Origin of the sequence: Herbaspirillum sp. ST 5-3 (genome assembly GCF_004804275.1) — a bacterium.
Lineage (GTDB): Bacteria > Pseudomonadota > Gammaproteobacteria > Burkholderiales > Burkholderiaceae_D > Noviherbaspirillum.
Genome location: NZ_STGI01000003.1, coordinates 20,273 through 45,905 on the forward strand (window position 1 = coordinate 20,273; position 25,633 = coordinate 45,905).

Annotated in this window: 25 protein-coding genes; 11 read left to right on the forward strand and 14 right to left on the reverse strand. The window is 57.2% G+C overall.

Annotation, left to right across the window (positions count from 1 at the left end; all coding sequences use genetic code 11):
* Window positions 1-225: 225 nt before the first annotated feature.
* A complete protein-coding gene (locus E6W33_RS26965; RefSeq protein ID WP_168798561.1) occupies window positions 226-369 on the forward strand; it encodes a hypothetical protein in 144 nt (47 codons plus the stop codon).
* 207 nt (window positions 370-576) lie between these two features.
* On the opposite strand, the gene E6W33_RS06995 is transcribed toward E6W33_RS26965, so the two are convergent.
* Together E6W33_RS06995 and E6W33_RS07000 are read right to left on the reverse strand one after the other, a co-directional pair.
* On the reverse strand, window positions 577-864 hold the full coding sequence (locus tag E6W33_RS06995; protein ID WP_247869589.1) for a copper-binding protein: 288 nt from the start codon (window positions 862-864) through the stop codon (window positions 577-579).
* A gap of 127 nt (window positions 865-991) precedes the next feature.
* Window positions 992-1,471 (reverse strand): cupredoxin family protein, encoded by a 480-nt coding sequence (locus E6W33_RS07000; RefSeq protein ID WP_136415822.1) that lies wholly within the window; start codon window positions 1,469-1,471, stop codon window positions 992-994.
* A gap of 1,240 nt (window positions 1,472-2,711) precedes the next feature.
* Between E6W33_RS07000 and E6W33_RS07005 the strand changes: the two genes are divergently transcribed.
* The 6 genes from E6W33_RS07005 to E6W33_RS07030 all read left to right on the forward strand — a co-directional run bounded on the left by E6W33_RS07005 (window position 2,712) and on the right by E6W33_RS07030 (window position 8,266).
* Window positions 2,712-3,407, forward strand: a complete 696-nt coding sequence (locus E6W33_RS07005; RefSeq protein ID WP_136415824.1) for a DUF305 domain-containing protein — start codon at window positions 2,712-2,714, stop codon at window positions 3,405-3,407.
* Window positions 3,408-3,770: 363 nt separating this feature from the next.
* The gene (locus tag E6W33_RS27935; protein WP_348983155.1) at window positions 3,771-3,890 is read left to right on the forward strand and encodes a four-helix bundle copper-binding protein; all 120 of its coding nucleotides are present in this window, start codon (window positions 3,771-3,773) and stop codon (window positions 3,888-3,890) included.
* Between the two features lie 282 nt (window positions 3,891-4,172).
* On the forward strand, window positions 4,173-6,008 hold the full coding sequence (locus tag E6W33_RS07015) for a copper resistance system multicopper oxidase (protein WP_211097252.1): 1,836 nt from the start codon (window positions 4,173-4,175) through the stop codon (window positions 6,006-6,008).
* Window positions 6,005-7,192, forward strand: coding sequence for a copper resistance protein B (locus tag E6W33_RS27460; protein WP_247869556.1), 1,188 nt, complete (start codon window positions 6,005-6,007; stop codon window positions 7,190-7,192). The genes E6W33_RS07015 and E6W33_RS27460 overlap by 4 nt, the downstream gene beginning before the upstream one ends.
* A 224-nt stretch (window positions 7,193-7,416) precedes the next feature.
* Window positions 7,417-7,656: a hypothetical protein gene (locus tag E6W33_RS07025; RefSeq protein WP_136415829.1), complete on the forward strand. Its 240-nt coding sequence runs from the start codon at window positions 7,417-7,419 to the stop codon at window positions 7,654-7,656.
* 100 nt (window positions 7,657-7,756) lie between these two features.
* Entirely contained in the window at window positions 7,757-8,266 is a 510-nt protein-coding gene (locus E6W33_RS07030; RefSeq protein ID WP_136415831.1) for a cupredoxin family protein, read from the forward strand.
* A 117-nt stretch (window positions 8,267-8,383) separates the two neighbouring features.
* On the opposite strand, the gene E6W33_RS07035 is transcribed toward E6W33_RS07030, so the two are convergent.
* From E6W33_RS07035 to E6W33_RS07045, 3 genes are read right to left on the reverse strand one after another with little or no spacing between them, the layout of a single operon-like run.
* On the reverse strand, window positions 8,384-8,662 hold the full coding sequence (locus E6W33_RS07035) for a hypothetical protein (protein WP_136415833.1): 279 nt from the start codon (window positions 8,660-8,662) through the stop codon (window positions 8,384-8,386).
* A 53-nt stretch (window positions 8,663-8,715) separates the two neighbouring features.
* On the reverse strand, window positions 8,716-8,994 hold the full coding sequence (locus tag E6W33_RS07040) for a hypothetical protein (protein WP_136415835.1): 279 nt from the start codon (window positions 8,992-8,994) through the stop codon (window positions 8,716-8,718).
* Window positions 8,995-9,045: 51 nt separating this feature from the next.
* Entirely contained in the window at window positions 9,046-9,357 is a 312-nt protein-coding gene (locus E6W33_RS07045; RefSeq protein WP_136415837.1) for a hypothetical protein, read from the reverse strand.
* Window positions 9,358-9,788: 431 nt separating this feature from the next.
* Between E6W33_RS07045 and E6W33_RS07050 the strand changes: the two genes are divergently transcribed.
* A complete protein-coding gene (locus E6W33_RS07050) occupies window positions 9,789-11,717 on the forward strand; it encodes a cytochrome c/FTR1 family iron permease (protein ID WP_136415839.1) in 1,929 nt (642 codons plus the stop codon).
* A 44-nt stretch (window positions 11,718-11,761) separates the two neighbouring features.
* Here E6W33_RS07050 and E6W33_RS07055 read toward each other — a convergent pair whose 3' ends face one another.
* Window positions 11,762-12,808 carry a S49 family peptidase gene (locus E6W33_RS07055; protein WP_168798562.1) on the reverse strand — a complete coding sequence of 349 codons (1,047 nt, stop codon included), beginning with the start codon at window positions 12,806-12,808 and terminating at the stop codon, window positions 11,762-11,764.
* A gap of 420 nt (window positions 12,809-13,228) precedes the next feature.
* On the opposite strand from E6W33_RS07055, the gene E6W33_RS07060 reads away from it, so the two are divergent.
* Complete coding sequence (locus tag E6W33_RS07060; protein ID WP_136415843.1) at window positions 13,229-13,609, forward strand: hypothetical protein; 381 nt, start codon at window positions 13,229-13,231, stop codon at window positions 13,607-13,609.
* Window positions 13,610-13,706: 97 nt separating this feature from the next.
* On the opposite strand, the gene E6W33_RS07065 is transcribed toward E6W33_RS07060, so the two are convergent.
* Genes E6W33_RS07065 through E6W33_RS07080 form a run of 4 tightly spaced genes read right to left on the reverse strand, consistent with a single transcriptional unit; the run spans window position 13,707 to window position 19,233 of the window.
* Window positions 13,707-16,508, reverse strand: a complete 2,802-nt coding sequence (locus tag E6W33_RS07065; protein WP_136415845.1) for a conjugal transfer protein TraG N-terminal domain-containing protein — start codon at window positions 16,506-16,508, stop codon at window positions 13,707-13,709.
* A 36-nt stretch (window positions 16,509-16,544) separates the two neighbouring features.
* Window positions 16,545-17,984 carry a conjugal transfer protein TraH gene (locus E6W33_RS07070; RefSeq protein ID WP_247869557.1) on the reverse strand — a complete coding sequence of 480 codons (1,440 nt, stop codon included), beginning with the start codon at window positions 17,982-17,984 and terminating at the stop codon, window positions 16,545-16,547.
* A 12-nt stretch (window positions 17,985-17,996) separates the two neighbouring features.
* A complete protein-coding gene (gene traF, locus E6W33_RS07075) occupies window positions 17,997-18,848 on the reverse strand; it encodes a conjugal transfer protein TraF (RefSeq protein WP_136415847.1) in 852 nt (283 codons plus the stop codon).
* Between the two features lie 13 nt (window positions 18,849-18,861).
* A complete protein-coding gene (locus E6W33_RS07080; protein WP_136415849.1) occupies window positions 18,862-19,233 on the reverse strand; it encodes a hypothetical protein in 372 nt (123 codons plus the stop codon).
* Window positions 19,234-19,436: 203 nt separating this feature from the next.
* Here E6W33_RS07080 and E6W33_RS07085 point away from each other — a divergent pair, with 203 nt between their 5' ends.
* A complete protein-coding gene (locus E6W33_RS07085) occupies window positions 19,437-19,664 on the forward strand; it encodes a transposase (protein WP_211097253.1) in 228 nt (75 codons plus the stop codon).
* A gap of 6 nt (window positions 19,665-19,670) precedes the next feature.
* A complete protein-coding gene (locus E6W33_RS07090) occupies window positions 19,671-20,813 on the forward strand; it encodes an RNA-guided endonuclease TnpB family protein (RefSeq protein ID WP_136415853.1) in 1,143 nt (380 codons plus the stop codon).
* A gap of 24 nt (window positions 20,814-20,837) precedes the next feature.
* On the opposite strand, the gene traN is transcribed toward E6W33_RS07090, so the two are convergent.
* The 4 genes from traN to traW are packed head-to-tail and all read right to left on the reverse strand — an operon-like array spanning window position 20,838 to window position 25,633.
* Window positions 20,838-23,234 carry a type-F conjugative transfer system mating-pair stabilization protein TraN gene (gene traN, locus E6W33_RS07095; RefSeq protein ID WP_136415855.1) on the reverse strand — a complete coding sequence of 799 codons (2,397 nt, stop codon included), beginning with the start codon at window positions 23,232-23,234 and terminating at the stop codon, window positions 20,838-20,840.
* Window positions 23,235-23,236: 2 nt separating this feature from the next.
* Complete coding sequence (gene trbC, locus E6W33_RS07100) at window positions 23,237-24,007, reverse strand: type-F conjugative transfer system pilin assembly protein TrbC (protein ID WP_247869558.1); 771 nt, start codon at window positions 24,005-24,007, stop codon at window positions 23,237-23,239.
* The gene (gene traU / locus E6W33_RS07105) at window positions 23,994-25,010 is read right to left on the reverse strand and encodes a conjugal transfer pilus assembly protein TraU (protein WP_136415857.1); all 1,017 of its coding nucleotides are present in this window, start codon (window positions 25,008-25,010) and stop codon (window positions 23,994-23,996) included. Before traU ends, trbC begins: the two co-directional genes overlap by 14 nt.
* Window positions 25,010-25,633, reverse strand: a complete 624-nt coding sequence (gene traW / locus E6W33_RS07110; protein WP_136415859.1) for a type-F conjugative transfer system protein TraW — start codon at window positions 25,631-25,633, stop codon at window positions 25,010-25,012. Before traW ends, traU begins: the two co-directional genes overlap by 1 nt.

Genomic DNA, 25,633 nt, shown 5'->3' on the forward strand with positions numbered 1-25,633 from the left:
CAAGGGAGCAACGACTTCTGTGCGCAGGAGCTTGCTTGTGCGGTACGGCATGACGGGTGTTCCATGAATGACAGATTTGTAATTGCTAGATCATTCATCGGTCATCGTGAAAGGTCTGGCACGAACTTACTACCGTTACTGCTGTCATCGAATAGCGATTGGAAAGACAGGCATGTCAGACAACAGGAGAGATGTCTTCAGGAATTTGTTTTTAGGAGAAATGCTATGAAAAAGCTTGCGATGATGGTTGCGATAATCTTGCTGGCTGGATGCTCCAGTCTGGGAACCAGCGGAACGAGCGGCGCCAATGCATCCAGTTCCGGCGTTCGCAGTGATCCGTATGATATGACCTATCGCGGCGCGAACTAATGAGCGGTCGCCTCTCGATAGGGGGGAGTCCAGATCGACACGTGGATTCATTTGAAGGCATTCCGTTTTCGCCCTGAATAGCATCAGCCGATTCCGGGCCCACATTGCGGGCCCGGAATCAAGGCCCGTCACCCAAACTGCGCCGATGCGCTTGCGAGCCAATCCAGAAGCCTATGGTCGGCAAAAATGTTGGTCTTTACCCTGGAATCACTTTGCCGGCTCGAGCTTCGTGACCGTCAGGGCGCCATTGACCTTCTCTGCGACGAAGCCGATCTCGTCTCCCGCCTTCACCTGGTCGAGCATGGCCGGGTCTTTTACCTTAAACACCATGGTCATTGCCGGCATGCCGAGATTGGCGAGAGGTCCGTGCTTGATGGTGATCTTGCCGGCATCCTTGTCGATTTTCTTGACTTCGCCGGAAGACATCGATGTGGCACCTTCCGCGGATTTCATGCCGCCCATCGAACCATGCATCGGCATGTCATGCTGAGACATATCGTGTTTGGACATATCATCGGCAGCAACTGCGTTGAGTGTCAGACCAGAGGAGAGTGCGAATGCGACGAGTAGCGAGGATGCGGTTTTCATGGATATTCCTTTCATAACGTTGTGACAGACAAATTTATTTAACAGAGACCTTGCCCTTCATGCCAGCCTCGAAATGGCCCGGCTGGAGACAGGCGAAATCAAACTTTCCGGCTTTGGTGAACTGCCACACCAGCTCGCCGGTTTTCCCGGGATCCACCGATATCTGGTTGGGATCGGAATGCTCCATCTCCGGGAATTTACGCATCAGTTCGGCATGTTCCTTCAATTCCTTGATGCTGCCGATTACCATTTCGTGCTTCAGCTTGCCGTCATTCTTTACGACAAACCTGATCGTTTCGCCGCGCTTGACGACAATGTTCGACGGGGTATAGCGCATGTTGTCATTCATGTCGACGTCGATCGTGCGAGATACCTTGCCAGGGTCACCTGGCTTGCCGAGTGCTGCTGCGTGACCCGCGTCGTGGCCGCCGTGATGATCTTCATCGCCATGTGCGAATGCCACGCCGGTTACCGCAGCGAGCGAGAAGATTGCAATGCGAATCGCTTGTGTCATTTATTTAATTCCTGTGTCAATGGTGGTGAGGGCTGGAGTCGGTGTATTCAGCAGGTCATGAGAGTTAGGTGGCGGTTTTCCTGTCCATTCATATGCACTAGTGCCGGGTGGCTAAGATAGCGCAATTACTATCGCGACAGCGATCCAATGTGTGAATGACATGTGTTCCATAAGAACAGCCTTCGCGTGACGGAGCGCGAGCAGCAAGTCGATGGTGAAGTCGCGAAGCATTAGCTTCGGGCTTTGGTGCGGAAATTTACGCCAAGAATTTCCGAGGCGGGCGATCGAGAGTGCTAGAAATATAGCCGGACAAAGGTAGAACCGGAGAGAAAACCGACACGGTCATGTGCTGGTCGAACGGTATCCAAGTCGGCATGGACGGAATCATGGCGCCAGCGACACCGAAGCAGCAGTCGGCACAAGCGCTGCACTTGTAGGCACCATGCCCGGTAAGCGGTGTCGATGCATCGGATGAGCCGGCGTCAATCATGCTCGCATTATGCATATGCATCGCGCGAGAGGAAGCGTTTGCAATAACGTTTGTCGTCTCGTGGCTATGCTTCAACCCACAAGATGAACTGAGTACGACCGCATATCCTTGCGCAGGAAGGGCAAGGATCAGTAGCCACAACATCAATGTCTTGAGGGAATGATTCATATCAAAAATAATATAGAGCAGCGCGTGCCATCGCAAGTAGCAACACTGCCCTTGGGAGCCAGTGTATAAAAGCGAACATGTCACGAAGCTGACAGCCAGATTACAAATTTGTAATCCAAGGGCGCAGCTCGTAAAAGACAATGCCGAAGAATGGCAAGAGGTGCCAGTGTTTGGAAAAGACTTGTCGGTGAAAACTGTCCAGTACGACCATATGGTATGAGTTTATCGCTGTGGGAACGGCGAACCGATTCTTGATCGACGACATATTTTCCAAGTTTATTGTCTTGACCCGGAAGCCGGATTCAAACCGCAAACCACTGCTCCTCTCTTTGAGGCAGGGCATGCAACCTGGCAGTCTCTTGTCTGCTTCTATGCTTTCTGCCATAACATTTATGCGGTGTGATGCGCTTCCGCCTCATCTTTCCTCTTTCGCTGATCGTCTTAACTTTTGCGGTATGCCTCTTGCTTGCCACCGTCGGCGGCGGCAATGTCACAGGTAGTGTGCGCGCCTGTTCCATGATCTTGCAGCTAACCCCTTGTAGAAGGAGCTGCAATCGGTAACTTTTTCAGGAGATAGAGACTATGCAGAAGGTTAAGAACAATTGGAATTACGTTGTCGGTAAATTGGCAATAGTTTTAATTTCCGGGGCGCTGCTAACAGCGCCGGCCAGCGCAGATAGTCCTGGCCGCGGTATCACAGCGCAGTTTGAAAAAGACTACCTGACCTTTATCATCAACCACCATTTCTCAGCCCTACGGATGACCGAGCTGGCTGCGGGGACTGACTTGCAGAGAGAAGCGGCCATCGACAACCCACAAGAGGGCACGTCGCCGACGCCGGACACCTCAGCAACACCGGCCAAAGCCACGTCGGATGAAATCAAATCGATGGCGCGACAAGCAAATCGGATGCAACGTGAAGAGATCGCGACTGCACAACGATTTTTGCGCGAATGGTATGGGATCAACAGCACACCGCAACTATTGCCGGAAGGGCAGCAACAGATTCAGTTGCTGGAGCAGACCGCCGCAGGCGAGCAGTTCAACCATGTCTTTCTCGAAGTATTCAGCAGTCACCATTACCGCGCGCTGGCGCCCAGCCAGGATTGCCGTGTCAAGGCCGATCTCAAGCATGATTCGCTGATCCATTATTGCGAAGGCATTGTCGAAAACCAGACCCGGGGGATCAATGAAATGCGCAAACAGTTATGTGACAAGTTCAATATCTGCGATTTCCAGCCGACTACGGGCGTCCGCGGGCAGAGCAGCATGGAATAGTAGATTCCTTATTTCAGGGCGATGAAGAAAAATTTTTCAATCATTATGAAGCGAGCGTAGATCCGGCTTCCAAAGAGGCATGGTCGTATTAATACGGAGATTCTTATGGCACACGAACAGTTTCAGTCCTGCATAGATGAATGTTATTCCTGCGCGACAGCATGTGACCACTGCGCTGTCTCCTGTTTGACTGAACAGGATGTACAGAAAATGGCAAAGTGTGTTCAGCTCGACCTCGATTGTGCGCAAATGTGTCGGCTGGCGGCAAGTTACATGGCGCGCGGCAGTGCGTTCGCAAGCTTGGTTTGCAATGCTTGTGCGGAAATATGTGATGCGTGTGGCGAAGAGTGCGCACAGTTCCAGATGGAGCACTGCCAGCGTTGCGCGGAAGCCTGCCGCGATTGCGCAGCAGAATGCCGGAGAATGGCGACAGGCGCACAGACCGCAGCACAGGGGGAAATGCCCGGCGCAATCGCACATTAATTCAATTTCTTCAAACCTGATGGCAAGGGTTTTGCGAGAAGCCTGTTGTCAGAAATCACAGTATGCGATTGCCCAATCGGTTTACTCTGGGCAGGCTGGCATAAGTACGGCGCTGCATGAGAGTGGTGCGCATCGTGGCAGATTGTCTCAACAAGTTCCGCTGAGTACATCTATCGCTGGTATGGATTATGCACACATTGCACCGGTCAAGCGTTCCGGCAGGTTTTTTTCTGCACCACGCTCATGAATACGAAATGTGTGTCTGCGAGGAGATGATTGCCCATGAAGCACGATGCGCGCTCCGACAACATGCCCGATCTGCAGCGGCGCCGACTTCTGCTCCGTCTGGGAGCACTTGGCGCTTACGCCGGAATAGCGCCGTATGCAACGATGGCGTGGGCTGCGGGAAGAGGAGAAGGACCACAGGTATTGCGTGGCAACGAATTTAATCTGGAAATCGCTCCGACGGCCGTCAATCTCACCGGTGTTCCCCGCATTGCCACCGCGGTCAACCACCAGGTTCCGGCGCCGATCCTTCACTGGCGCCAGGGCGATACCATCACGCTGCGGGTTACCAATCGGTTGCCGGCAATCAGCTCCATCCATTGGCACGGGATACTGGTCCCGGCGGGAATGGATGGTGTTCCCGGCCTGAGCTTTAATGGCATCGCGCCGGGAGAAACCTTCGTCTACCGATTCCAAGCGAAGCAGAGCGGCACCTATTGGTACCACAGCCATTCACGGTTCCAGGAGCAGAGCGGGCTGTATGGGCCACTGATCATCGAGCCGCGGGGCGGCGAGCGTGTCCGCACCGATCGCGAACACGTCGTGATGCTGTCGGACTGGACCGATGTCGATCCGGAGTCACTGTTTGCAAAATTGAAGAAAATGAGCGACTTCTTCAATTTTAATCAGCCTACCGCGGCCGAATTCATGCGCGATGTAGCGAAGATGGGGCTTGCAGGCGCCATCGAAAAGCGCAGCATGTGGAACCAGATGCGCATGCTGCCGACGGACTTTAGCGATATCACCGGCGCTTCGCGCAGCGGCGTCTCATTTACCTACCTGGTTAATGGACACTCGGCATCCATGAACTGGACGGGGCTGTTCCAACGCGGAGAAAAGGTGCGGCTCCGCTTCATCAACGGTGCGGCGACGACGATTTTCGATGTGCGCATTCCGGGCTTGAAAATGACCGTGATTGCAGCCGATGGACAGGATGTCGAGCCAGTGACGGTGGACGAGATCCGGATGTCGGTGGCGGAAACCTACGATGTGGTGGTGGAGCCGCACGATGAACGCGCCTATACGATCTTTGCACAATCGATCGATCGTACCGGGTATGCGCGCGGCACGCTGGCACCGCGTGCTGGCATGCAAGCGGAGGTGCCGACGTTGGATCAACCACAGTGGTTGTCCATGACGGACATGATGGGCGCCATGGGCAGCATGAACGACAAGGAGGGATATCAGGGCACGAGTGATATGCCGGGCATGGATCACGCAAAGACGGATCACATGGACCATGCCAGCATGACAGGAATGCAAGGGATGAGACATGGCGGCATGGCCGGAATGGCCAACAATCAGACCATGCCGCGTGTACGCCACGCGCGTACGGAATACGGGCCGGGTGTGGACATGCATGTAGATATGCCGCGGACCAATCTGGATGACCCCGGCGTTAACCTGCGTAACAACGGCAGGCGCGTACTGACGTATGCCGACCTGCACACCATCGGCGGCCCGATTGATGCCCGCCCGCCGGCACGCGAGATCGAACTGCACCTGACCGGGAACATGGAGCGCTTCATGTTCTCCTTCGACGGGCAAAAGTTTTCGGAATCGAAGCCGGTCCATTTCCGCTATGGCGAGCGGCTGCGGCTGGTGCTGGTGAACGACACCATGATGAACCATCCGATTCACTTGCACGGCATGTGGGGCGAGCTCGAATCGCCTGATGGGCGGTTCCAGGCGCGCAAGCACACGATCAACGTACAACCGGCGCAGCGCGTTACCTATCTGGTCACTGCGGATGCGCCGGGAAGCTGGGCCTACCATTGTCACCTGCTTTATCACATGGAAGCGGGCATGTTCCGCGAGGTGGTCGTATCATGATCCGGCTCCTTAAGAACAAGAAGAAATGGGCAAGCGCCTTGGTCGCTTGTTTTGCCATGGCTAAGCCTGGCTGGGTGCTTGCCCAGCACAACATGGCGGATATGCCTGGCATGCAAATGCCCGAGAATCAACAAAAGGACAGCGATCAATCACGCGAGAAAAAACGGAAGCCGCGCCGGGAGGAGTCCGGCAGCGAAAAGCCCTTGGACAGCATGTCGGGGATGGAGCACGGCCAAATGGACCGCGATCATATGGATCAAGGCACTGCACCTGCCCCAAAGTCCGGTATCGATCATGAAGGCATGCAAATGGCTCCTGCCCATGAGCAGGGGAGCGGGCATGACGGGATGGCAGGCATGGAACATGGTGTGAAGCACGAACCGCCAGAGCGTGCCCAGAATCAGCGCGGCATGCCGGGTATGGCGATGGAACCGATTCCGGGGATGCAGATGGGACCGATGCAGGGCGGTCTGCCCGGGCCGGACGCGCGTGATCCTGATGCCTATGCGGAAGGAACGAAGAAAAAATCCCTGGGTGGGATGGAAATGCGTGATGATGAATTGTTCGGCCGAGTGCTCGTAAGCAGGCTCGAAGCCGTCGATGCTCGGCGTGAGTATGGACAGAATCTGGAGGCGGAAGCGTGGTATGGCGGGGACTACCACAAACTTTGGCTCAAAGCCGAAGGGGAGCATCGAAATGGCCGCCTTGAACGTCTGCGTACCGAGGCTTTATGGGATCGCGCGTTTGCGGCATTCTGGAGCACGCAGCTAGGTGTTCGGCATGACACCGGCCAAGGTGCTGCGCGCGATTGGATCGCGTTCGGCGTGCAGGGGCTTGCACCGTATTGGTTTGAAACGGAAGCAACCGCCTATTGGGGCAATGGCGGCACACTGGCGGCGCGGGCGGAATTCAAGTATGAACTGCTTATCACGCAGCGGCTGATTTTGCAGCCGAGCCTGGAAGCCAATCTCTACAGCAGGAACGATCGGGCGCGGGGTATCGGATCCGGGCTAGCGGATGTCGAGCTCGGTTTTCGGCTGCGATATGAAATCAGGCGACAGTTCGCGCCCTACCTCGGGGTGGCGTGGAGGCGCAAGTTCGGCAATACGGCTGATTTCACCCGCGATGCGGGCGGTAAGGTGCGGGAATCCGAGGTGGTCGCTGGGATTCGGATCTGGTTCTGACGAGGAAACCATACACGGCGCGCGACAGATCCATGCAGCCTTGTCGATCGGCCTGCAGGTTGCGGTCGGGCTGGCATCGGTTGCGTGGTACGGCATTTACAATATCGCGGCTGACGATCTCCATACCGAAGTGACGCGCTCCGTGGTCGCTGTGATACGCGAGCGCTCGGTGAATGCCAGAGTGCGTGGTATTCAGAAACCCAAACTCGATACTTCCGGGAGACTTGCCTCAGGTACGCGAGAATATGCCGAAATGTGTGCAGGTTGCCATCGTGCCCCCCGGCATGCCTGCGTCGGATATCGGACCGGCACTGAGTCTTCAAGCGTCCGATCTGACTAAACGTCCCGTTCAGGATGCCGCTGAAACCTTTTGGATCATCAAGCACGGCATCAAAATGATGGGCATGCCGGCGTGGGACAAAAGCGATGATGATCATACATATGGGATATCGTTACTTTCCTGAATCATCTGCCACAGGTATCAGCGGAGCAGTAGCGGCAGTTGACAAACAATGCCGATGATAAACACGGCGAGTGAGCGGAATAAATTATGGGGAGAAGACAATGAGAAATTCATATCGACGATATCTGTGCGCGGTGATACTGGGATATGCGGGTATGGTTTCGGCATTTGCGCATGGCGATCATAGCGGCTTTGATGACTTATTGATCGGTAAGGCCGGTGATCCACAGAACGTGACGCGTACTGTCAATATCGACATGTCGGACGAGATGCGTTTTAAGCCGGACAATATTACTGTGGAGAGGAATGAAACCATACGCTTTGTCATTGTCAACAAGGGCAGAGGGCCGCATGAATTCATGCTGGGAACAGCCAGGCGATTGAAGGAACATAACGAACGAATGAAGAGCAATCCAGATACCAAGCTCGACGCTCCTTATTGGATTTCTGTAGCACCGGGCGCAACCGGTGAAATCGTCTGGAAGTTCTCCCAGACCGGGCAAATTGGCTTTGCCTGTTTTCAGCCCGGGCATTTTGACACTGGCATGAAAGGCGACATTCTCGTGCCTGTAGAAGCGCAGAAAGACGCGCCTCGGACAGTGGCACGCTAACCTGGTGGCGTCACACAGTTCACGCGGCCGTACTTGCCTCTTCAATCCAGTCCGTATTTAAGGGAAGCCACCATTTGGAAGGATGGAGGTCATGAGACCTCCATTGCTGAGGGGCGCTTAAATGGCGGCATTGGCGGTGGCGAATTGTGTCGGACTGATTTTGAGGTCCGGCGGGATGAATCCGGCACCGATTGAGCCAACATTGTTCAGCACGTTGACACCAATGTTCTGGAGTTGGGTTATGTTCTGGTTGACGCCAACATTGACGTTGGCGACAGGCCCCAGGCCTGCTAGCCAGGAATTCCCGCCTGTGGCTATTCCGCCACGAACGGCGAACATCGCCTGACGGTCAAGATCCTCGCTCTTGGCAAGGTCATGGATCACAATGGTCGACATGCTTGTTCTCCTTGGGACGGGGGAGGCGGTCGAGGCCTCCGCCCGGACATTGATTAGTAGCCGAAGTTGATGGTGTTGGTGCCTGTCTGAGTCGGATTCACGTTGGCCGTGATGCCGGACGCAAAAGCGACGTTGTTGCCGTTGTTGACCACGGTTTCCTGGGACTGGCCGAGCAATTGCGATGCGTCGAAGCTGAAGTCGCTCTTCGAGATGCTGAAAAGCGGGCTGTAAGACGGCGTATAGCCTTTGCTGGTGCCGCCGCGTACGGCGGTCATCGCTTTGCTGTCGAGTTCTGCGGTGACGGACAAGTCTTTGATGATCAGGATTGCCATTTCAAATCTCCTAAAAATGTGTGGGGGGGCCGTAAGCAGCGAACGCGGCGATTAGCCGAATTTGATGTTGTTGCTGCCGTTTTGAGTCGGATGCACGTTGGCGGTGATGCCGGACACGAAAGCAGCGTTGTTGCCGTTGTTGACCAAGGTGTTCTGGCTCTGGTTAAGCGACTGCGACGCGTTGAAGTTAAAGTCGTTCTTCGTTACATCGGGCTGGGGGCTCCAGGAAGAAGGATAGCCAGGCGAGTAACTCGAGGGCGAATACGGTCCGCAAGCGCCGCACATGCCGCCTTGGATGGACGCCATCGCTTTGCGATCAAGCTCTTCTGCCACAGGCAAGTCTTTGATGGTCAGGGTTTTCATATCAGTTCTCCTAATCGGGTGAAGTCTCGGGTTGGTGGTGAGCGTTGTGTTGCACTCGACAGGAGTACAGCAGGGAGCATGCCAGCGCCGCCCAGAGTGCGCAGTTGTACGCGTAAGCGTCTGAAATCATTGAGAAATGTGCCGATGCGGGCGGGTTTTTTGAGACGCGCTGGCCCGTCCCGACGTGGCCAACCAACGGCTCTGAGCCAACACACCACGGCGTACTGTTCGTCCGCTTGCAACTGATGCTGCTGAAGTATTTCGTATTGCCGACGAATTGCGGCGGGCAACTGGGATGAGCGCTGCATCAGCTTGATCTTGAGGATGGGGGACAGATCGCAGTCTTGCGCCGTAGACATGTCGATTCGCACGCGTCTTAAAATTTAAACTATAATCATTCTCATCTACTTGTCCGGTGATTTCAAAGTCCTATGCAAGCGCTGCGTATTTTTTTGATGGTTCTGGTTTGTCTGATGTCATTGGTTTCGACAGTCCATGCCGACGACGTCTCAACGCAAGATAAGGCAAAACAGATTTGGCAATTGCTCGACTATCTTGCCGTTGATTACGGCAAGGCGGTCAAGGATGCCAAAGTCGTCAGCGAGGATGAGTACGCTGAAATGCGGGAGTTTGCGCAAGCTGCGGAGCGGCAGTTGCGTGATTTGCCGCCAACGACTGCATCAGCGAATCTGTTGAAAGGAGCCGCCGCCCTACGCGTCGCTATCGCCGACAAAGCGCCCGCGGAGGTTGTGGGCGATCGCGCGCGTATGCTGGCCGCAGGATTGCTCGCCGCCTACCCGGTTCCGGCTTCTCCCGGAAAAGACCCGGACCTGCAGCAAGGCGCGAAACTTTATCAAAGCCAGTGTGCGTCTTGCCATGGTACGTCTGGACGGGGGGATGGCCCATTATCGTTCCGGTTGAATCCACCGCCGATCGCATTCACCGATCATGAACGTGCACGGGAACGAAGCGTGTTCGCGCTACAGCAGATCATCACGCGGGGCGTGGAAGGGACGTCCATGCAGGGGTTTGGACAATTGTCCGATGACGACCGTTGGGCGATTGCCTATTTTGTATCGACCCTGTCCTATTCCGAGGAAGATCGTCAAGCGGGTGCGAAATTATGGGCGTCGCGACCGGAGCTACATGCTTCAGTGCCGACGCTTGCCAAGCTAAGCCAGGCATCAGAAGCGGCATTGGCCAAGACTCTGGGGGAAGACTCTGCGCGACCCTTGCTTGCCTATTTGCGTAGTGCTCCGCAGGCGCTGAGTGAATCGAACCTGGACACGCTGACGCTCGCGAAGAGCAAATTGAAGGAAAGTGGGGCAGCGTTGGATAAGGGGGACCGGTCTTTGGCTTCCCAGTTGGCGTTGTCCGCTTATCTCGATGGCTTCGAGCCGGCGGAACCGGCGTTGGCGGCAAAGAATCATTCGCTGTTCGAGGATATTGAAAAGACGATGGGGGCATACCGCAGTGCGATCAACAGCGGTCAAGTTCAGCAAGCGCATGAGATTGAACAGCGCTTGCAGACCTTGTTGAATGAGGCGCAGTCGGCACTCGGCGGAGCGAATGATCCGCTGTCCGCGTTCATCGGCGCCCTGACAATTCTCCTGCGCGAGGGATTGGAAGCGCTCCTGGTGGTGGTCGCAATGATGGCTTTCTTGAAAAAGGCGGAACGCACGGATGTTCTTCCATACATTCATGCAGGCTGGGTCGCGGCCTTGGCGGCAGGAGGGTTGACCTGGGCCGCTGCGACCTATCTGGTGGACGTGAGTGGTGCCAGCCGCGAAATGACGGAAGGAATTTCTGCCATCTTTGCGGCCCTGGTGTTGCTGGGCGTGGGTATTTGGATGCATCAGAAAAGTCTGGCGGGGCGCTGGCAAGCCTATGTGAAACAAAAGCTTTCGTCGGCGTTGAACAGGAAGTCGGCCATGATGCTGTTCCTGCTGTCGTTCATCACTGTTTACCGCGAGGTGTTTGAAACCGTTCTCTTCTATGCAGCACTTTGGGCAGAGGGCAACGGCATGTACATGCTTGCGGGGCTTGTGACAGGAATCGCCATCCTCGGTGGCATCGCATTTATCCTGCTGCGGTCCACGACGCGATTGCCGATAAGCCAATTCTTTGCAATCAGCTCGGCACTGGTCGGCGTATTGGCGGTCGTCCTGATGGGGAAAGGCGTTGCCGCACTTCAAAAGGTTGGATTTCTGGACGTAACGCCGGTGAAGCTGCCACGTATTGATGTTTTGGGCATCTATCCATCGCTGCAGACGATCGTCGCCCAGATTCTGATTCTGCTGATCATCGTGGTGAGCATGATGTATAACGTGCAGTCGCAGAAAAAATCCGGGCCGGTATAAGTGATGCGAGTCATTCGGTCGGCGCGGGATGAGATGTCGCAGTCCTACTGAATCTGGAAGCTTTTTCGCACGACAAGGTTGAGGAGCGCGTCGGATACCGCTGCACGGAACGTCGATGCAATCGCGGCGAATCCGTCCTGGTGTGGCCCGAAATTGTAGGTCCTGAGCCCCCACGTCGTGGCGACGACGTCATCCACGGTGCTGATTGCGTCGACCAGGCCCAACTCCTTGGCCTCCAGTCCCCCCCACACCTCGCCACTGCCATAGTCAACGCCTGGTTTGAGGAATGCGCCACGGGTGGCGTTCAGTTCGCTGACGAAGGTCTGGCCCATCTGGTCAACCAGCTTCTTCGCCTTCGCATCGACTTCCGGCGAAACCGGGGTGAACGGGTTAAGGAAAGCTTTGAGTTTGCCCGACGCGTAGACACGCTGCGAAACGTCGAGCTTGGCCATGGCGCGATGGAGCTCCCAAGGCGCCATGATCGCGCCGATGGAACCGACTAGACTGTATTTGCCGGCGACGACTTTGTCCGCATGCATGGCGATCATGTAGGCCGCCGAGGCGCCGACATTGTTGATCACTGCAACGACCGGTTTATGGTGCTTCTTTTTCAGGGACGTGATCGCATCGGTAATTCGTTCCGATTCGACTGGAGCACCACCGGGACTGTCGATCGCCAGTACAACGCCTTTTACATTGGCGTCCGAGAAGGCGCGCTCCAACGCGGGGACGATTTTGTCTGCGGAGGAAGTGGCGCCGGACGCGATCTGGCCATCAATATGCACGACGCCTACAACATCCGTAAATGGCCCCAGGCGGAAGCCGGCAGAGCTAAGGAAGAACAAGAAGTACAAAAGGCCGAGCACGAGTGGTGCGGCAAAGAAGATCCCTTGGAAGAACATTCTCCAATGACGTTCCGACTTGCGCTCCACAGCGGCAAGCTGGTGTTCGGCCTGTAGACTTTCACGCTGGGCGCGCATTTCCCTGAGCAATTGAAGCGCCAGCAGTCCAGTTTCGTGCGACTCAGAATCTGGCACTGCGTTGGTGGGATGAGGCGAGCGCTGGTCGATGGACGATGTCTCGTTAATCATGCGTTTGCTCCGCAAGAAATGTATTAGATGACTGCACTTGGGCATTCGATAAGGTCCATCACCAAATTACATTCCGGAACGGGTGGCAGCTACGGGGAAAGGGGCGATTTTCTTGGGGCTTTTGGCATCAGTTCTTGGGATTCCTGGACTCGAATTATCGCCATTCCTCTATAACTGCCACTGCCAAAGAGTATTGAAGACAATGGCATGCCTGATACGTCGCGACGGACCGTAGAAGGCAAACAGAAACGTCTGCCGTCCGTCTGCCAGAGACTGTGGAAGAGTGGCGGGAAAAATGATATGGAACGGCATCTGATTTATCTCTAATTTCAATAACAAACCACCGGCAGAATATTCAGCACCGCTATCGCTTGTCGCTGCAGGATGCTTGAAACTGTCCATGCATGAGGAAAAGCAACAATGAAGAGTATTGTTTGGATAACAACCGCTTTAGGTGTGCTGGTTGGTGTATCACCGGTGATCAACAGTAGTGCTCCGGCAATGATTGTGGGTGGTTTGGTAGGAGCCGGGTTTGGCGCTCCCGTTGGTGTGGCAATTTTTGCTTCGATCTTGGCCGTAAGAAGACGTAAATGGGGAAGAGGCGGCAAGGTCGGTATGAGCAGAAATGAGTCTCAACAGGACTGTCAGCCGTATTCTCCGATGATGACAGCAGATGAATGGGGGAATTACCGACAGCAGTTTCCATTCAATGCAGCTGGGGATACTGACCCACTAACGAAGACCATGACGGGATGGCGTGATGCCTCTGATATTCACTACACCAGAGATATCGCCTCGTAAAACGCATATTCAAGAAGAAGGCTGCCCTTTCAGCTCCCAAAGGGTATTGAGCTTCCTGTTCCAAACTTAAATTGAAATAGCCCGGGCGGTGTTAATCCTATTTGTCCTTCAAAACCTTTTGAACGACTTCTTTCGCATTTTCGAGAGTATTAGAAGCGTCATTACCAACCTGCTTCATTACCTTGCCAAATAATGATTTGCGCGAAGAAAGCGTGCCATCTTCACTCTTGGTAATTTCAGCCTTTTTATCGAATTCTTTTGGAGCGGCACCCGTGTTATCCGTGAGCAGTTTGCCCCTTTCTCGGATATCCTTTCGAACAGTTTGCAGTTCCGGATTGGTAACAGAAGCGGATTGTGCTGGCGCTGAGATTGCCGGGCCATGAGCTTTCACTGCCGAGCGGTTTTTCTTATTGATAGCGTCAATATTGGGATTGAGATTCGGGGCGGCGCTATAGGAATCGTACGGTATTGAAGCATCGCCGAATGAAACAGGAACTGCAGTCCCATCCGAAAATACGCGATTCGGACGAGGCGCCTGACGCGCGAGTTCACTATCCAACAGGGCATGTGCAGATGCGCTGGTACCGCCATATTGCTCCGCATAGCGCCGAAACATTTCAATATTGTGAGGGTCTGCGGCAATATCGATCGAAATCGTCTCTCCCTTTTCGCGTGCACTGGATAGTCGTTCGGCAAACGCAACGCGCTCAGCGTACTTTGCTTCATTGCGTTGCGCTCGATTAGTCGTGGTAGCGAGGCGCGAGGACAGCTCTGACGCTTCGTTATTGTCGCGTGATAGGGCATTGAGCACGTTGGTGTCACGACTGAGACGATCGCCGAACTTCTTGAATTCGGCCACCTGGTCCTGCGTGAGATGACTGAGAACTTTCTGCTCTTCAGCCGAAATGCCTGCGCTGTAATTCTTTCCTGCACTTGCTCTCACTTCGGCGCCTGCTTTCAGCAAGGGGCCGTTGGTGCCAATGCCAAAGCGGCCAGCAGCGCCAAAAGCGATTTGCGCAACTTGCTGCTGGGTCAAACCGGTTTTGGAAGCGACTTGATTGGTAATTTGATTGAGATGGTCAAGACTGTTACCGATCTCTTCGTAGCTGCTACTGGAAGATCCGCTGGAACTTCGATGAGAACCGAGCTTGGTCGTGCCTTTGCTAAAAATATCGGCAAGGATCGTAGAGCGCTCGGTGTTTGCCGCGATGGCTTCACTTCGCGCTGCCTCGGCAGATTTATTGGCTTCCGCCACCTCATGTTCGCCAACCTTAACCGAAACCATGCGCGATGCAAATCCTTGATTGCGCAGCATATTGATGGCCGAAACGCCAGTCAGCGCGTTGGTGCTCAGGGTGTTCCCGGTAATGTCGCTCTGGACACTGCTCATGAACGCTGACGTCCGGTTCGGCGCAAGCTGCATCTGATCCATGCTGACATTACCGATGTTGACATTGCCATTGGCCGCGGAACCCGATGTCGATGAAGTCGTTGACTGCAGTCCGGATAGTCCGGCGACCAGTGCGTTGCCGAGATTTTCCATCCGTTTGATCGCTACCCACGCGATGAAGGGGATGCTGATGGTCAGATAACCGACCACCGCCTGCGACGAAATCGCGTTCGAAAATATCGGTGACGCTGTCAGCAGCGACAATGCCTTGGCGCCGCTGCCGATGTCTGCCGCGGCCGACAATTCGGACGCGGCATAGATGCTCGCCATATAGTTGAGGATCGCATACAGCGGTGGCCAGAGCTGAATCCAGATCAGCACGCCGAGATAGTTTTTCAGGGCCATCATCGTCTCACGTCCGCTCGTCAGGAAAAGCAGCAATACGACCAGCGGGAACAGCGCGTACGCGAGCGCCTCGACCACGTTGCGCACCACCGGCAGCGCCTGTTCCGCGATCTTGCCATTGTTGATCCAGGCGGCATTGGTCTGGGCAACCGCTTGCGCCTGTCCGACAGCAAGTACCATGGATGCCGGGTCGTTGATTTTTTGGCCGATGATTTTGCTGGTGTCATTGATCGCGTTGATCACAGCGTTCTGCCGGATGATGTCTGCTGCCGTGGCAGCGGCATTCGCGATATTGTTCCTGATATAGGCCTGCTGGATCTGATTGGCGATCACCGACGAGGCAGCTGCCGCCGGCAGGGTCGGATTCAACTGGAACGCGAGCTTTGCCTGGATCACAGTGATTTGGGCAGGAACGCGCGCGGAGAGGTCGTTAAAGGCATTCGGGCAGGTGTCGGTGGTGACCGTGCCGCCGGCGGCGGTGAGCGTGGTGAAGCGCGCGGGATTCGGGTTGCCCATCATGCTCCAGACATCGTCGGAGCGCGAGAAGGCGGTGGGATCGATGGTGCCATCGATCAGGTCGTACATCGTGCAGTTGTGAATGAAGTTGATCAGATCGGTCCGGAAATTCGGGTCCTGGAACACCACGCTGCCGGTTTCGCGAATCAGCCGGTTGCCGAACACGAGACCGTTTTTCTGGTACGTCATCTCGCTCGGAAGGTTGGCGTTGCCCGGGATGACCTGGAACGCGGTCTCGAACAGCTCGGTAATCGTGTTGCCGACCGTGCTCGTGATGCCGCCGAACATGGCCAGGCCAAAGGGGACGTTGCCGACGACCTTGACCGGCGCGCCGCCGGTCTTATCGACGATGCCCACGGTGACGCGCGGCACGAACAGGATCGAATAGACCAGCACCACCGTCGCGAGCCATTGCCAGCCTTGCAATTTCTGTGGAGCGAATGCGTAGGCGAGCAGCGCGGCGATAAACCCGCAAAAAGCCACACCAGCTATCGCGCTCAGGTAGGTGTCCGAACCCCGGATGGCGGCAATCGCGTTGAAGATGCCAAACAGGCTGTCCGAATTCTGATAGGCGAAGATTTCCCACATAGTCTGGCTCCGGTGAAAACGTATTGGCGATGGCGGCTACTTGCCCAGGTAGGCGGCCTGCTGGCCGAGCATGTCCATTACGTGCTGGGGCATGCTGCTGCGCAGCTGGCGCTCCAGTTGCTCCAAATGGGAGGACACGGCCTTGAACGACCCGACCTTTTGATACAGGATGTTCTTTTCCTGGGAGATCTGCAGCAGCATCGCTTGTGCGCGCTGCCGGATCGCCGAGACCTTGCGTTGTTGCGGCTCCAGCAGCGTGAAATCCTTGTCCAGCGCGGCCATGCCGACCCGCAGATTCTTTTCGAGGAACACGTATGCGTAATCGGCGGCGATCACATCGCGATATTGGGCAATCAGGCTATCGGCCAGACCGGAGCCGGGGATGGTCGCACCGATCGAAAGCATCTTGTAGACCGGCTCGCTGGTCTGATTCACGAACCCGACTTCCGGTGAATTGTTCGGAATCGCCGTGCGCGACGCGATCTTCGTTGCGATCGAACGCATCAGCTCCTCGACCTTCTTGGTGAAGGGCGTATGCGTATAGTTGGTGTCCAGCGTGACGACATCACAGTCGGTGTAGTTATTGCATTTCAGTATATGCTGGATGACATTGCCGGATGCCGCATCGGTCTGGCCATACAGCAGGTGGGCAATCGACGTTAAGGTCGGTGCGACCGGATCAGGATCGCGCCCCGCTTCGTCGGGATAAAAGATCACGGTTCCGACCATGCTCATGATCAGCTCGCGTTCCTGATCATCCAAATACGCGCCGGTGAATTGCAGCGCCTTCCATGTGTAGTTGCCGATAAACGGGGCTTTGTTCTTGATATGGGGGTCGGCCGAGGCGCGTGCGGACGCAAGAATGCTCGGCCGGTCGGTTGCGCAGCGGCGGCGTGCCGCATCCCGGTCGGTTTCAAGGCCCATGTCGATGGCGAGGTCAGCGCACGCCTCCTGCGAGCTGTAGCCGACCGCCTCGGCGGCCGTGCTTACGATCGCCTTGGCCGTCTCGCAGGAATTGATGCGCGCATTGTTAATCCAGGTCTCCAGGCCTTTGGCCCACTTGGTCAGGCCGCCCAAGAGGGGCGAGACGGCTTCCAGTGCCAGCTGGAAGGCGATGCCGGGCAGCGCGGCGGTGATGTTTTTCAGCATGTTCTTGAACTCGGTCGCCGAGATGTGCGAGAACGAACCGCCAAACACATCGATGCCGCCGCAACCGGCTTTCGCGCTCGGGAACTGGATGGCCGCCAACTGATAGACCTTGTTCGGCGCGCGCAGCATGAAATTGCCGCCAGAATAGGTATTGTAGGTCTGCCCCCGGAACGCGCCGGGCGCGGTGTAATTCCCGACCGCGCCGAGATTGTTGAACATGTTGTTCACTTCCGCATTCAGGTCGCCGGCCTGAATCGAAAGTGGAGCCAGGCCAAGCGCGCCGGCGGTGACGACGGCAATGGAGCGGTTGAAGAGTTGGTGGGCCACGATAAATCCTTCCTATCGCAAAGAAATCCGCTTGGTGGTGCTCGGGACCAGGGCTTCGGTCGACGGGGTCGATACCATCGAGATGCGTTCCAGCAGTTGGGACTCGGATAGCACGCCGAAGCCGATCGGGGTAATTTTTCCGGTGAAGGGCTGCGCCAGGAAAAGCGCCGGCACTTGCGCGACATTGAGCGTGCGGGCAATGCCGTTGTCGCGCCGCGGATTCGGAAAATTCGGCAAGCCGCCGCCGTCCATGCTGACCGGCACCACCTGGATGCCGTACCTGGCCTGGAATGCCTCCAGCGTCGGCGCAAACGCATGGCAATACGGGCAATCGCTGCGGAAAAAGAAAAACAACACGTGGTCTTTTCCCAGCTCGGCGATCGAGTGCGAGCGCGCCTGTAATTGATCGTGCTCGAAGACTTCCAGGGCCTTCGCGTTGACCGGACGGCCCTGCAGCGTGGGATCGAGTTCCGGTGTCGCCCACGCCACGCGTTGCGCCACATCCGCGAACAGCGATGCCTGCCCGACCACCTTCGATTCCAGCTCCATGTAGCGGCGCACATTGGCTTCGGTCGGATTGATGATCGCGATGTTGCGGTATTCCTCCAGCTTTTTCTGGAGGCGTTCGAACTGCACAATTTCCGGCGGCTTGTGCGGTTCTGATTTCGGCGCTGGCGCCGGCGCCGGAGCGGCTTTCGGTGGTTCCACGGGTTCCGGCTCCGGGTCTTCGTAGAAATGCCAGCCGCGTTCGCTGTCACCCCAGTACGACGATCCGCGCGCGACGTTGACCGTTTTCTGCTGGGTGCCTTGTGCGGCGGCGGTTACGGATACGGTGAGGGCGAGAATGGCGCAAAGAAGCTTCATGTTGCTTCCCTCATCACAAAGAGCGCGGCGGCAAGCCGTCGCGGCAATAGTTGATGCCGAATTCGATCGTCTGCTTGCGTGGCGCCGCTGCGCCTGGCAGGAGCACACCGTCCTGCCAGAACACCACCTTCAGCCTGCTGCAACCCTGCTGCGCGTAGCGCTTGATGGTGGTGACGTCGATATAAATCGGCGTGGTGGCCTTGAACTTGTTCGAGATCGCGTCGGCCGTTTCTCCGGTCAGCACCCCATAGGCTTCGCCGACAGGCGAATCGATCGCTGCCAACATGAGTGGACGGGGATCCGGCACCGGCGTGCGCATCACAGCCGTTTGTGCGCTGGCTGCACCGGCGAGCAGGAGGAGCATGAGCGCATGGGACTTGGTCATAGATCCTCCGTAAATAAGCCCATGATTTCATTCGTGGGTGGAGTTGCTCGTGCGGGAAGCGCATTCTGTGGGCTAGAATCTGTCGCATGGTCGATGTGGTTACTCATCGGATTTGCGTGTACCAGACAGCCTGTTATGTTAGTTGGTGCTCGAAGTATCGACGGGATGTGCTGACGTGGCCGGTGGCTGAGGGAACGAGAAAGATGCTCGATGCCATTTGCACGGAACTGGTATGGCCGGTGATTAATACTGCCAAATTCCTGAATGGCACGACGGCGCGACTGCTGTTGCAGAGCGTCTCTGCGTTCCAGCAAAGGTTGTGGGGCGGCCATTTGTGGTTGCAGTACTGCAATCTCGGTACGGCGGGCAACATCAGCGCTGAGATGATGCGACGCTTCATTGCGCGATCCGAGCATCTCCCCAAACGGTGATAGTCCATGATACGCACGGCATCGATTCGATTGAACATCATGCCCATTCAGGCAGCGGCGCTTTTTGCTGTGCGCGCGGCCTATGCCGATGCCTGCAACCGCTTGGTGCCGGTAGTGCGCGAGAATCGCCTGTGGAATCGCGTCGCCTTGCACCAGCGTGCCTACACGATGTTGCGCGAGACGACGCCCCTTGGCAGCCAGATGTGCTGCAACGCCATCTATTCTGTGTGCAAAGCATATAAGGCACAAATGGAACGGGGGCGCATCAGAAAAGACGACATGGTTCCCGTAATCCGCTTCAACCGCGCCAGCGTGCATTACGACAAGCGCACCTACTCGCTTAAAGGTGACACCGTTTCGCTGAACACACTGAATGGCCGCATTGTTGTGCCCATGATACTCGGCGACCATCAGCGACGAATCGTCGGATCCGGGAAGCCCAAGGAAGCCGAACTCGTCTTCTGCAGGGGCAAATGGTTCTTTAACCTTGTCGTCGAATCCGGCGACAAGAAACAAGACGCATCCGGCTTGGTGATGGGCGTGGATGTCGGGGAAAACAATCTCGCTGCCACCAGCACGGGCAAGGTCTTTGGCGGCGAGCAACTTCGCGACTGGCGCGACCGCCACCTTGCCCTGCGCCGCCGTCTCCAGTCCAATGGCAGCCAGAGCGCGAAACAGACGCTCCGACAGGTCTCTGGCAAGGAGGCACGACGCGTGAAGCACGTTAATCACGAAACGAGCAAGGCTATCGTCGCGGAAGCCATGAAGGCCGGCGTTGCCAAGATTTTGATGGAGGACCTGACGCACATCCGTGACCGTATCAAGGGTGGCAAACGCGTGCGCGGCAGGTTGCATCGCTGGGCCTTCCGGCAGTTGCAGACATTTGTGGAGTACAAGGCAAAGGCAGAAGGGATTGAGGTCGAGTATGTGAGCCCGGCTTACACGAGCCAGACCTGCTCTTGCTGCGGCGAACTTGGGAAGCGCGCCAAGCACCGTTTTGTGTGTGAACACTGTGGTCTCCGGGCGCACAGCGACTTGAATGCAAGTCGGAACCTTGCCCGGATTGGCGGGACCGCCGTCCTGCCAATGGCGGCTGTAAATACGCCTGATGTGGGGAATATGAGTAGAAATGTTCATGTTTCACCATAAAGCCTGGGTTTTCATCCGGGTTATTTACCAGCACTTTCCTTTCCCGTAGTAGCAATTGGAGAGCCGTGCCGCATTGGTGGACTGGATATTGCCGACGTTCGGCATGGTGGGCACGATGGAGGCGTAGAACTCGGTCAAGTCCATCGCGCCAAAGTCGAGGGATTGCAGCTGGGCGATGGTAAATCCCGAACAGTCCGGATTCTGGTCACTGCCCCAGCCCTTGCCGACCTGGGCGCGTCCTTGTTCATTGACGATGCGGGACAGGACCGAGTTGAAGCAGCATTTCGAGGTGGTGTGCTCGATGCAGGAAATGCAACTGCCGAACACCGTGATGCACGACGAGCACCAGCTGCCGACGGTATGACACAGGTGCGCGCCTTCCTTCATCGCGAGTTTTCCTTCTTCTTCATTGCACGACGTCATCGACATCGCGACATAGAACACGACCGACACGGCCAGTGACCAGGGATCGAATGCGATCGCCAGGCTGTCGGTCGTCGCCAGCGTGACCGAGCCTGCCGGCAATGCCGTGCCGTTGACCGCGACCGTCACGCCATAGGAGGTAAAACTGCCGCTATAGCCGCCGGACGTCAGCATGGCAGTGATGCCCTGGGTGATGAATTCGCGGTTGTCCGAGTTCATTAGGATGTCGTACACCAGGCGCGACCCGGCGCCCAACAGCGACTGGTTGGTCATGCCAGCGCCGGCGCTATCCGAATAACAGCAGTTTGTCAGGAGCCGGTCACGGCAGGTATTGCGCTCGCCTTTGAAGACTTGCATGCGGTCCGTGTCCAGATAGACGCCCGCTTCGCGGGCCGCTTCCATGAACGACATGGAGCGGGCGAAGTCGGCGTCGTTGGTGTACGCTTTATTAAAACAGCTCGCCCCCAGACAAAAGACATCATTCGGGCAATTGCTTGCCACGGTGGTGGTCTGCGCCGGCACGGGACACTGGTACGTGTCCTCGAACACTTCGCATGCGCCGGTTGCCCCGTTCGTTTGCCGGCAGGTGGAGGTGGTCGGTGTGCAGCCTGCTGCCGCCAACGGAGCGCATTCATCGACCGGCGCACCGGCGGCGCAGGAGAAGGTGCGGTTGTATTGCCAGCAAGCGCGCGTGACGTCTTTGCCGTCGATGGTCTTGGTGGCAGGACCATCGACGCAGACATCGGCGGTCGTCAGGGTGCAGCGCGAACCGGAGGCCAGCACCGGACACTGGTCGTCCCACCGGTCGGTCTCCGTAAAACTGGTAACGGGCTTGGTGTAATTCAGCGTCATTTGCGGGATCGCCATCGGAAAGGCGGGATTGATTTGCCAGCCGACGACGGGCCGCGCCCCGACCGGCGCCCAATAGGCGGCTGACGGTGTACTGACTGAAGTGCCGGTGTACGCGGTTGGCGAGGCCGACGGGGTATAGCAAAGGCTTTCGTCCAGCGTCGACACGACGGGATCGCAACCGGCGCATGGAGTACCTGAGGACACGATATTGCCGCCGCTAGTTTGTCCTGCGCCACAGGCGGCATACACCTTACTAAATGGTTCAACCGACGTGCAGGTCCCGGAATCTCCGCCTGTGCATACGTCGGCATGATCCGGAGCGAGCAGGGCCGTGACGGCGCAGGCCGATGTGCTGCAGGCGTTGTCGACCACCCATACCCGGTAATGGGCGGGAGTACCTTGAGGACTGGCATCGCCGATAGCCAGGCCGAGATCGACGACGGCTTGCGGGAATACCCGCGGCGCCGCCAGATCGACATTGAAGGTGGCCAGTGGATTGCCCGAGTTGGTCACCCGAAAATGCTGCGCGCTGTCGGCGCGGTCGGGCAGGCATTGCACGTCCAAACCTGTATTGCCCGATCCGGCGTGAGCGAACCAGTCGCCGACATTGCAGCTCGTCGACCGCGCAACGCCCACCGTCAAACTGCGCGCGCACTGGAAATTGCCGACGCCCGCATAGCGATGGCACAGGCGCGGCTGCATCGTCGCGGGGGTGTTCACGTCATTAGTGACGCAGTCGGAATAATAGGAGGCGAGGCTGCCGAGCGCGAGCGAAGGATTGCGCGCAATACTCTTTGCGGTGACGACATTCGGATCGTATGCGGTCACGGCAGGCCGCGGGGTATTGGCGGATGCGACGGCGTTGCGCTGCGCCTCGCATACCGGGTCATGGGGCGCGAGGGTGCAGTTGACGAGGCGCGCATTGGCTTGGGCCGATAGATTGGCCTGGCCGTAATATGCGGTTTCCGGCGGTGTGGCCGTATACCCGGGGACCACGGTGGACGCGCTGGTCTGGTTCACGCTGCCGCGAATGGCGGGGTTGGCGGCGGTACCGGCCACTACGCCTTCATCGTGTGGCGCGGCCATCGCAGCTGTCTGTGTCCAGGTGAAACAGAACAGGGTGAGCGTGGTGATCGCCTTGCGCATGGTTAGCCCCTGAGCTTCTTGAGGAAGCGCTGCGCATCCCTGGCGAAGCGCGGCGAGCGGCGCTCGACATACTCCAGTGCGTAGTCCAGGCTCACGTCGCCCGCCGTTGCGACAAATGCGTCCGATGCATAGCACAGGCCGGCGTTACATGGAGAACTTTGCGCGCCGTCGCGCACCAAGACGAAGGTCGGGGTGACGGTGACGGCAAAGCGGTCGAACGCTTGCGGATCGACCTGAAACGCCACCTTTCTTTCGCCGATCAGTTGCTGCGCACGCACGACGGTATCCCGCAGCGACCCGTTGACGAGTCCCCGGATCACCAGTGCTGCCTGGGCTTTTGCGGCCTGGTCGACCAGGCGCTGCAGCGTCGGTTGCGGCATCGAGAAGCTGATGAAGACCATCAGCGCCGGGCCGGAATGGAGAGACTGGGCGGCGGCAATTCGATCGGCATTGGCTTCATAGCCTTTGGCCAAGGCTTCCAGGTCGATGGGGTGCGATGTTTTCGGTTGTGGCAAGGCATCGAGGTTGGGAGCGGATGGAATTGGCACGCGGCTCAATTCGAGATCGCTCGGTGTCCGATACCTGTTCCGGGCGCGCTCGATCTCCTTATCCGAAATGGTTGGCTGGCTGCGCCGGGCGCGTTCGATGTCGGCATCAGTGATGGAGGGGGCGGCTTGCGCCCATGAGACTGACAGGCCGCCCGTTGCCGCAAACAAGACGACGGACGTGATCGCCGCGTGGATCCGGCGGGAGAGGAAGTTAAAAGCCAACACAGCAATTCCTTTTTCTGAAGAGCATATAAGCGAAGTCTTCCCCCTGCACCGGATATTCCTTGCCGGCGCCCCATATCACGGTCGTGCGGCCGAATGGCTGGCAGCATTTGCCGTTCTCCTTGTCGGTGTTCGGGATCGGATACGTCAGCTGGGTCTTATAGGCGGTTTTGTCCATCACAGGCAGGAAGTACGGACCGCATAATCCTGCCTGGCCGTGCCAGCCCCACGCGAGCAACTCGCGATGCATCTTGGCGGTGAGCCGTTGCGCCATCAGCGCCGAGGTGCGTACGCCGCCCATATGCACGGCCGACTGGCCGTCGAGCGGATAAATGCTGCCCTGGCATCCCGCGCACCAGAACAATTCGTTGAGTCCGAAGCCGACTGATGCCGCGACACAATCGGCGGCACAGGCCGCCACTGCGATTGGATTGGCGAACAGCACGGCGTCCGGATTCAGGATCAATGTCAGCTCATCGTCGTTCCACAGCGGGTCGACTTCGGTCAGGTAGGCCAGATCAAAGGAACCGTGCTCCAGGCACGGAAAATCCGCCACCACCTCCAGCCAGTACATCACGGGATTCACATAGAAGTGCGCTTGGTAGAAGCTGTTCTGGTCGCCGTCGCCCTCGGAACGCGTGAAACGCGCACCTTCCGGCGCAGGGATGCCCGGATCGAGGTTCACGCCGCCCAGCGAAGTCAGGCAAAACGGCTTGCGGACCGCTTCCACGTGGCGGGCCGGCTCCCAAAAGCCGATTGACAGCCCAATGGTCGGGTTCACCCCGCAGCTGCAGAGCGGGCTAGTCGGATTGGGAATGTCTTCTTGCCCGCCGTAATTCGCAACCGTCGCGCCGCCGATGGAAATGGGCAGAATGCAACTCCAGCAGATGTCGGTGATCGGGTTCGGGAACTTGCCGGTGCAGGTAGCCATGCCGGCGCCCTGGGCCGTGAATGAAAGACTAAGGCTGGCCAGCGCCAGGATGAGGGTAAGAAGGCGCCGTCTCATCAGAGCACCAGCTCGTCGATGCGAAGGCGCAAGCCTTCCTGTGACACGATCGCGGGCACTTGCGTGATCTTGAAGCGCTTCGTCAGCAAGCCTTGCTGGTCGTAATAGACCGGTATCCGCCAGGATTTCATCAGGTCGAGATAGGAGCCGCCGACCAGGATCGGTTTCACCCGGCCATGATAGTGGTCGATCAACGCGCGGGCACGCTCCACCTGGCGCTGGTCACGGCCATCAAAGAACAGCAGATGCTTTGACATCGACACCACCTCCAATGGGTTCTTGCGCGTACCGGCGGCAAACAACAAGTGCCCCTTGTCATCAAAGATATTGCGGTCTAGCACAAAGGTCGGGTCGTAGTAGAACGTGCGCGCGGTGTCACCAGGCTGGAGACCGGACAGCGGTCTCGGGTGGACGACCGCATCAATGCCCCGCATGCGCGCCTGCTGTTCCAGGCGACGCAGCTCGCCGCTGCGTTCCTTGTCACGCAGGCGCTGGCTGATCATTTCCAGAAAGTGTTGTTCGCCGATCGGATAGACCGGGCCGATATTGCCCAGATTTTCCGCGCGACCGCCGATACAGCAGGCGACGAGCAGGGCGGCCAGCAAGGTGTGATGGGCTGCCAT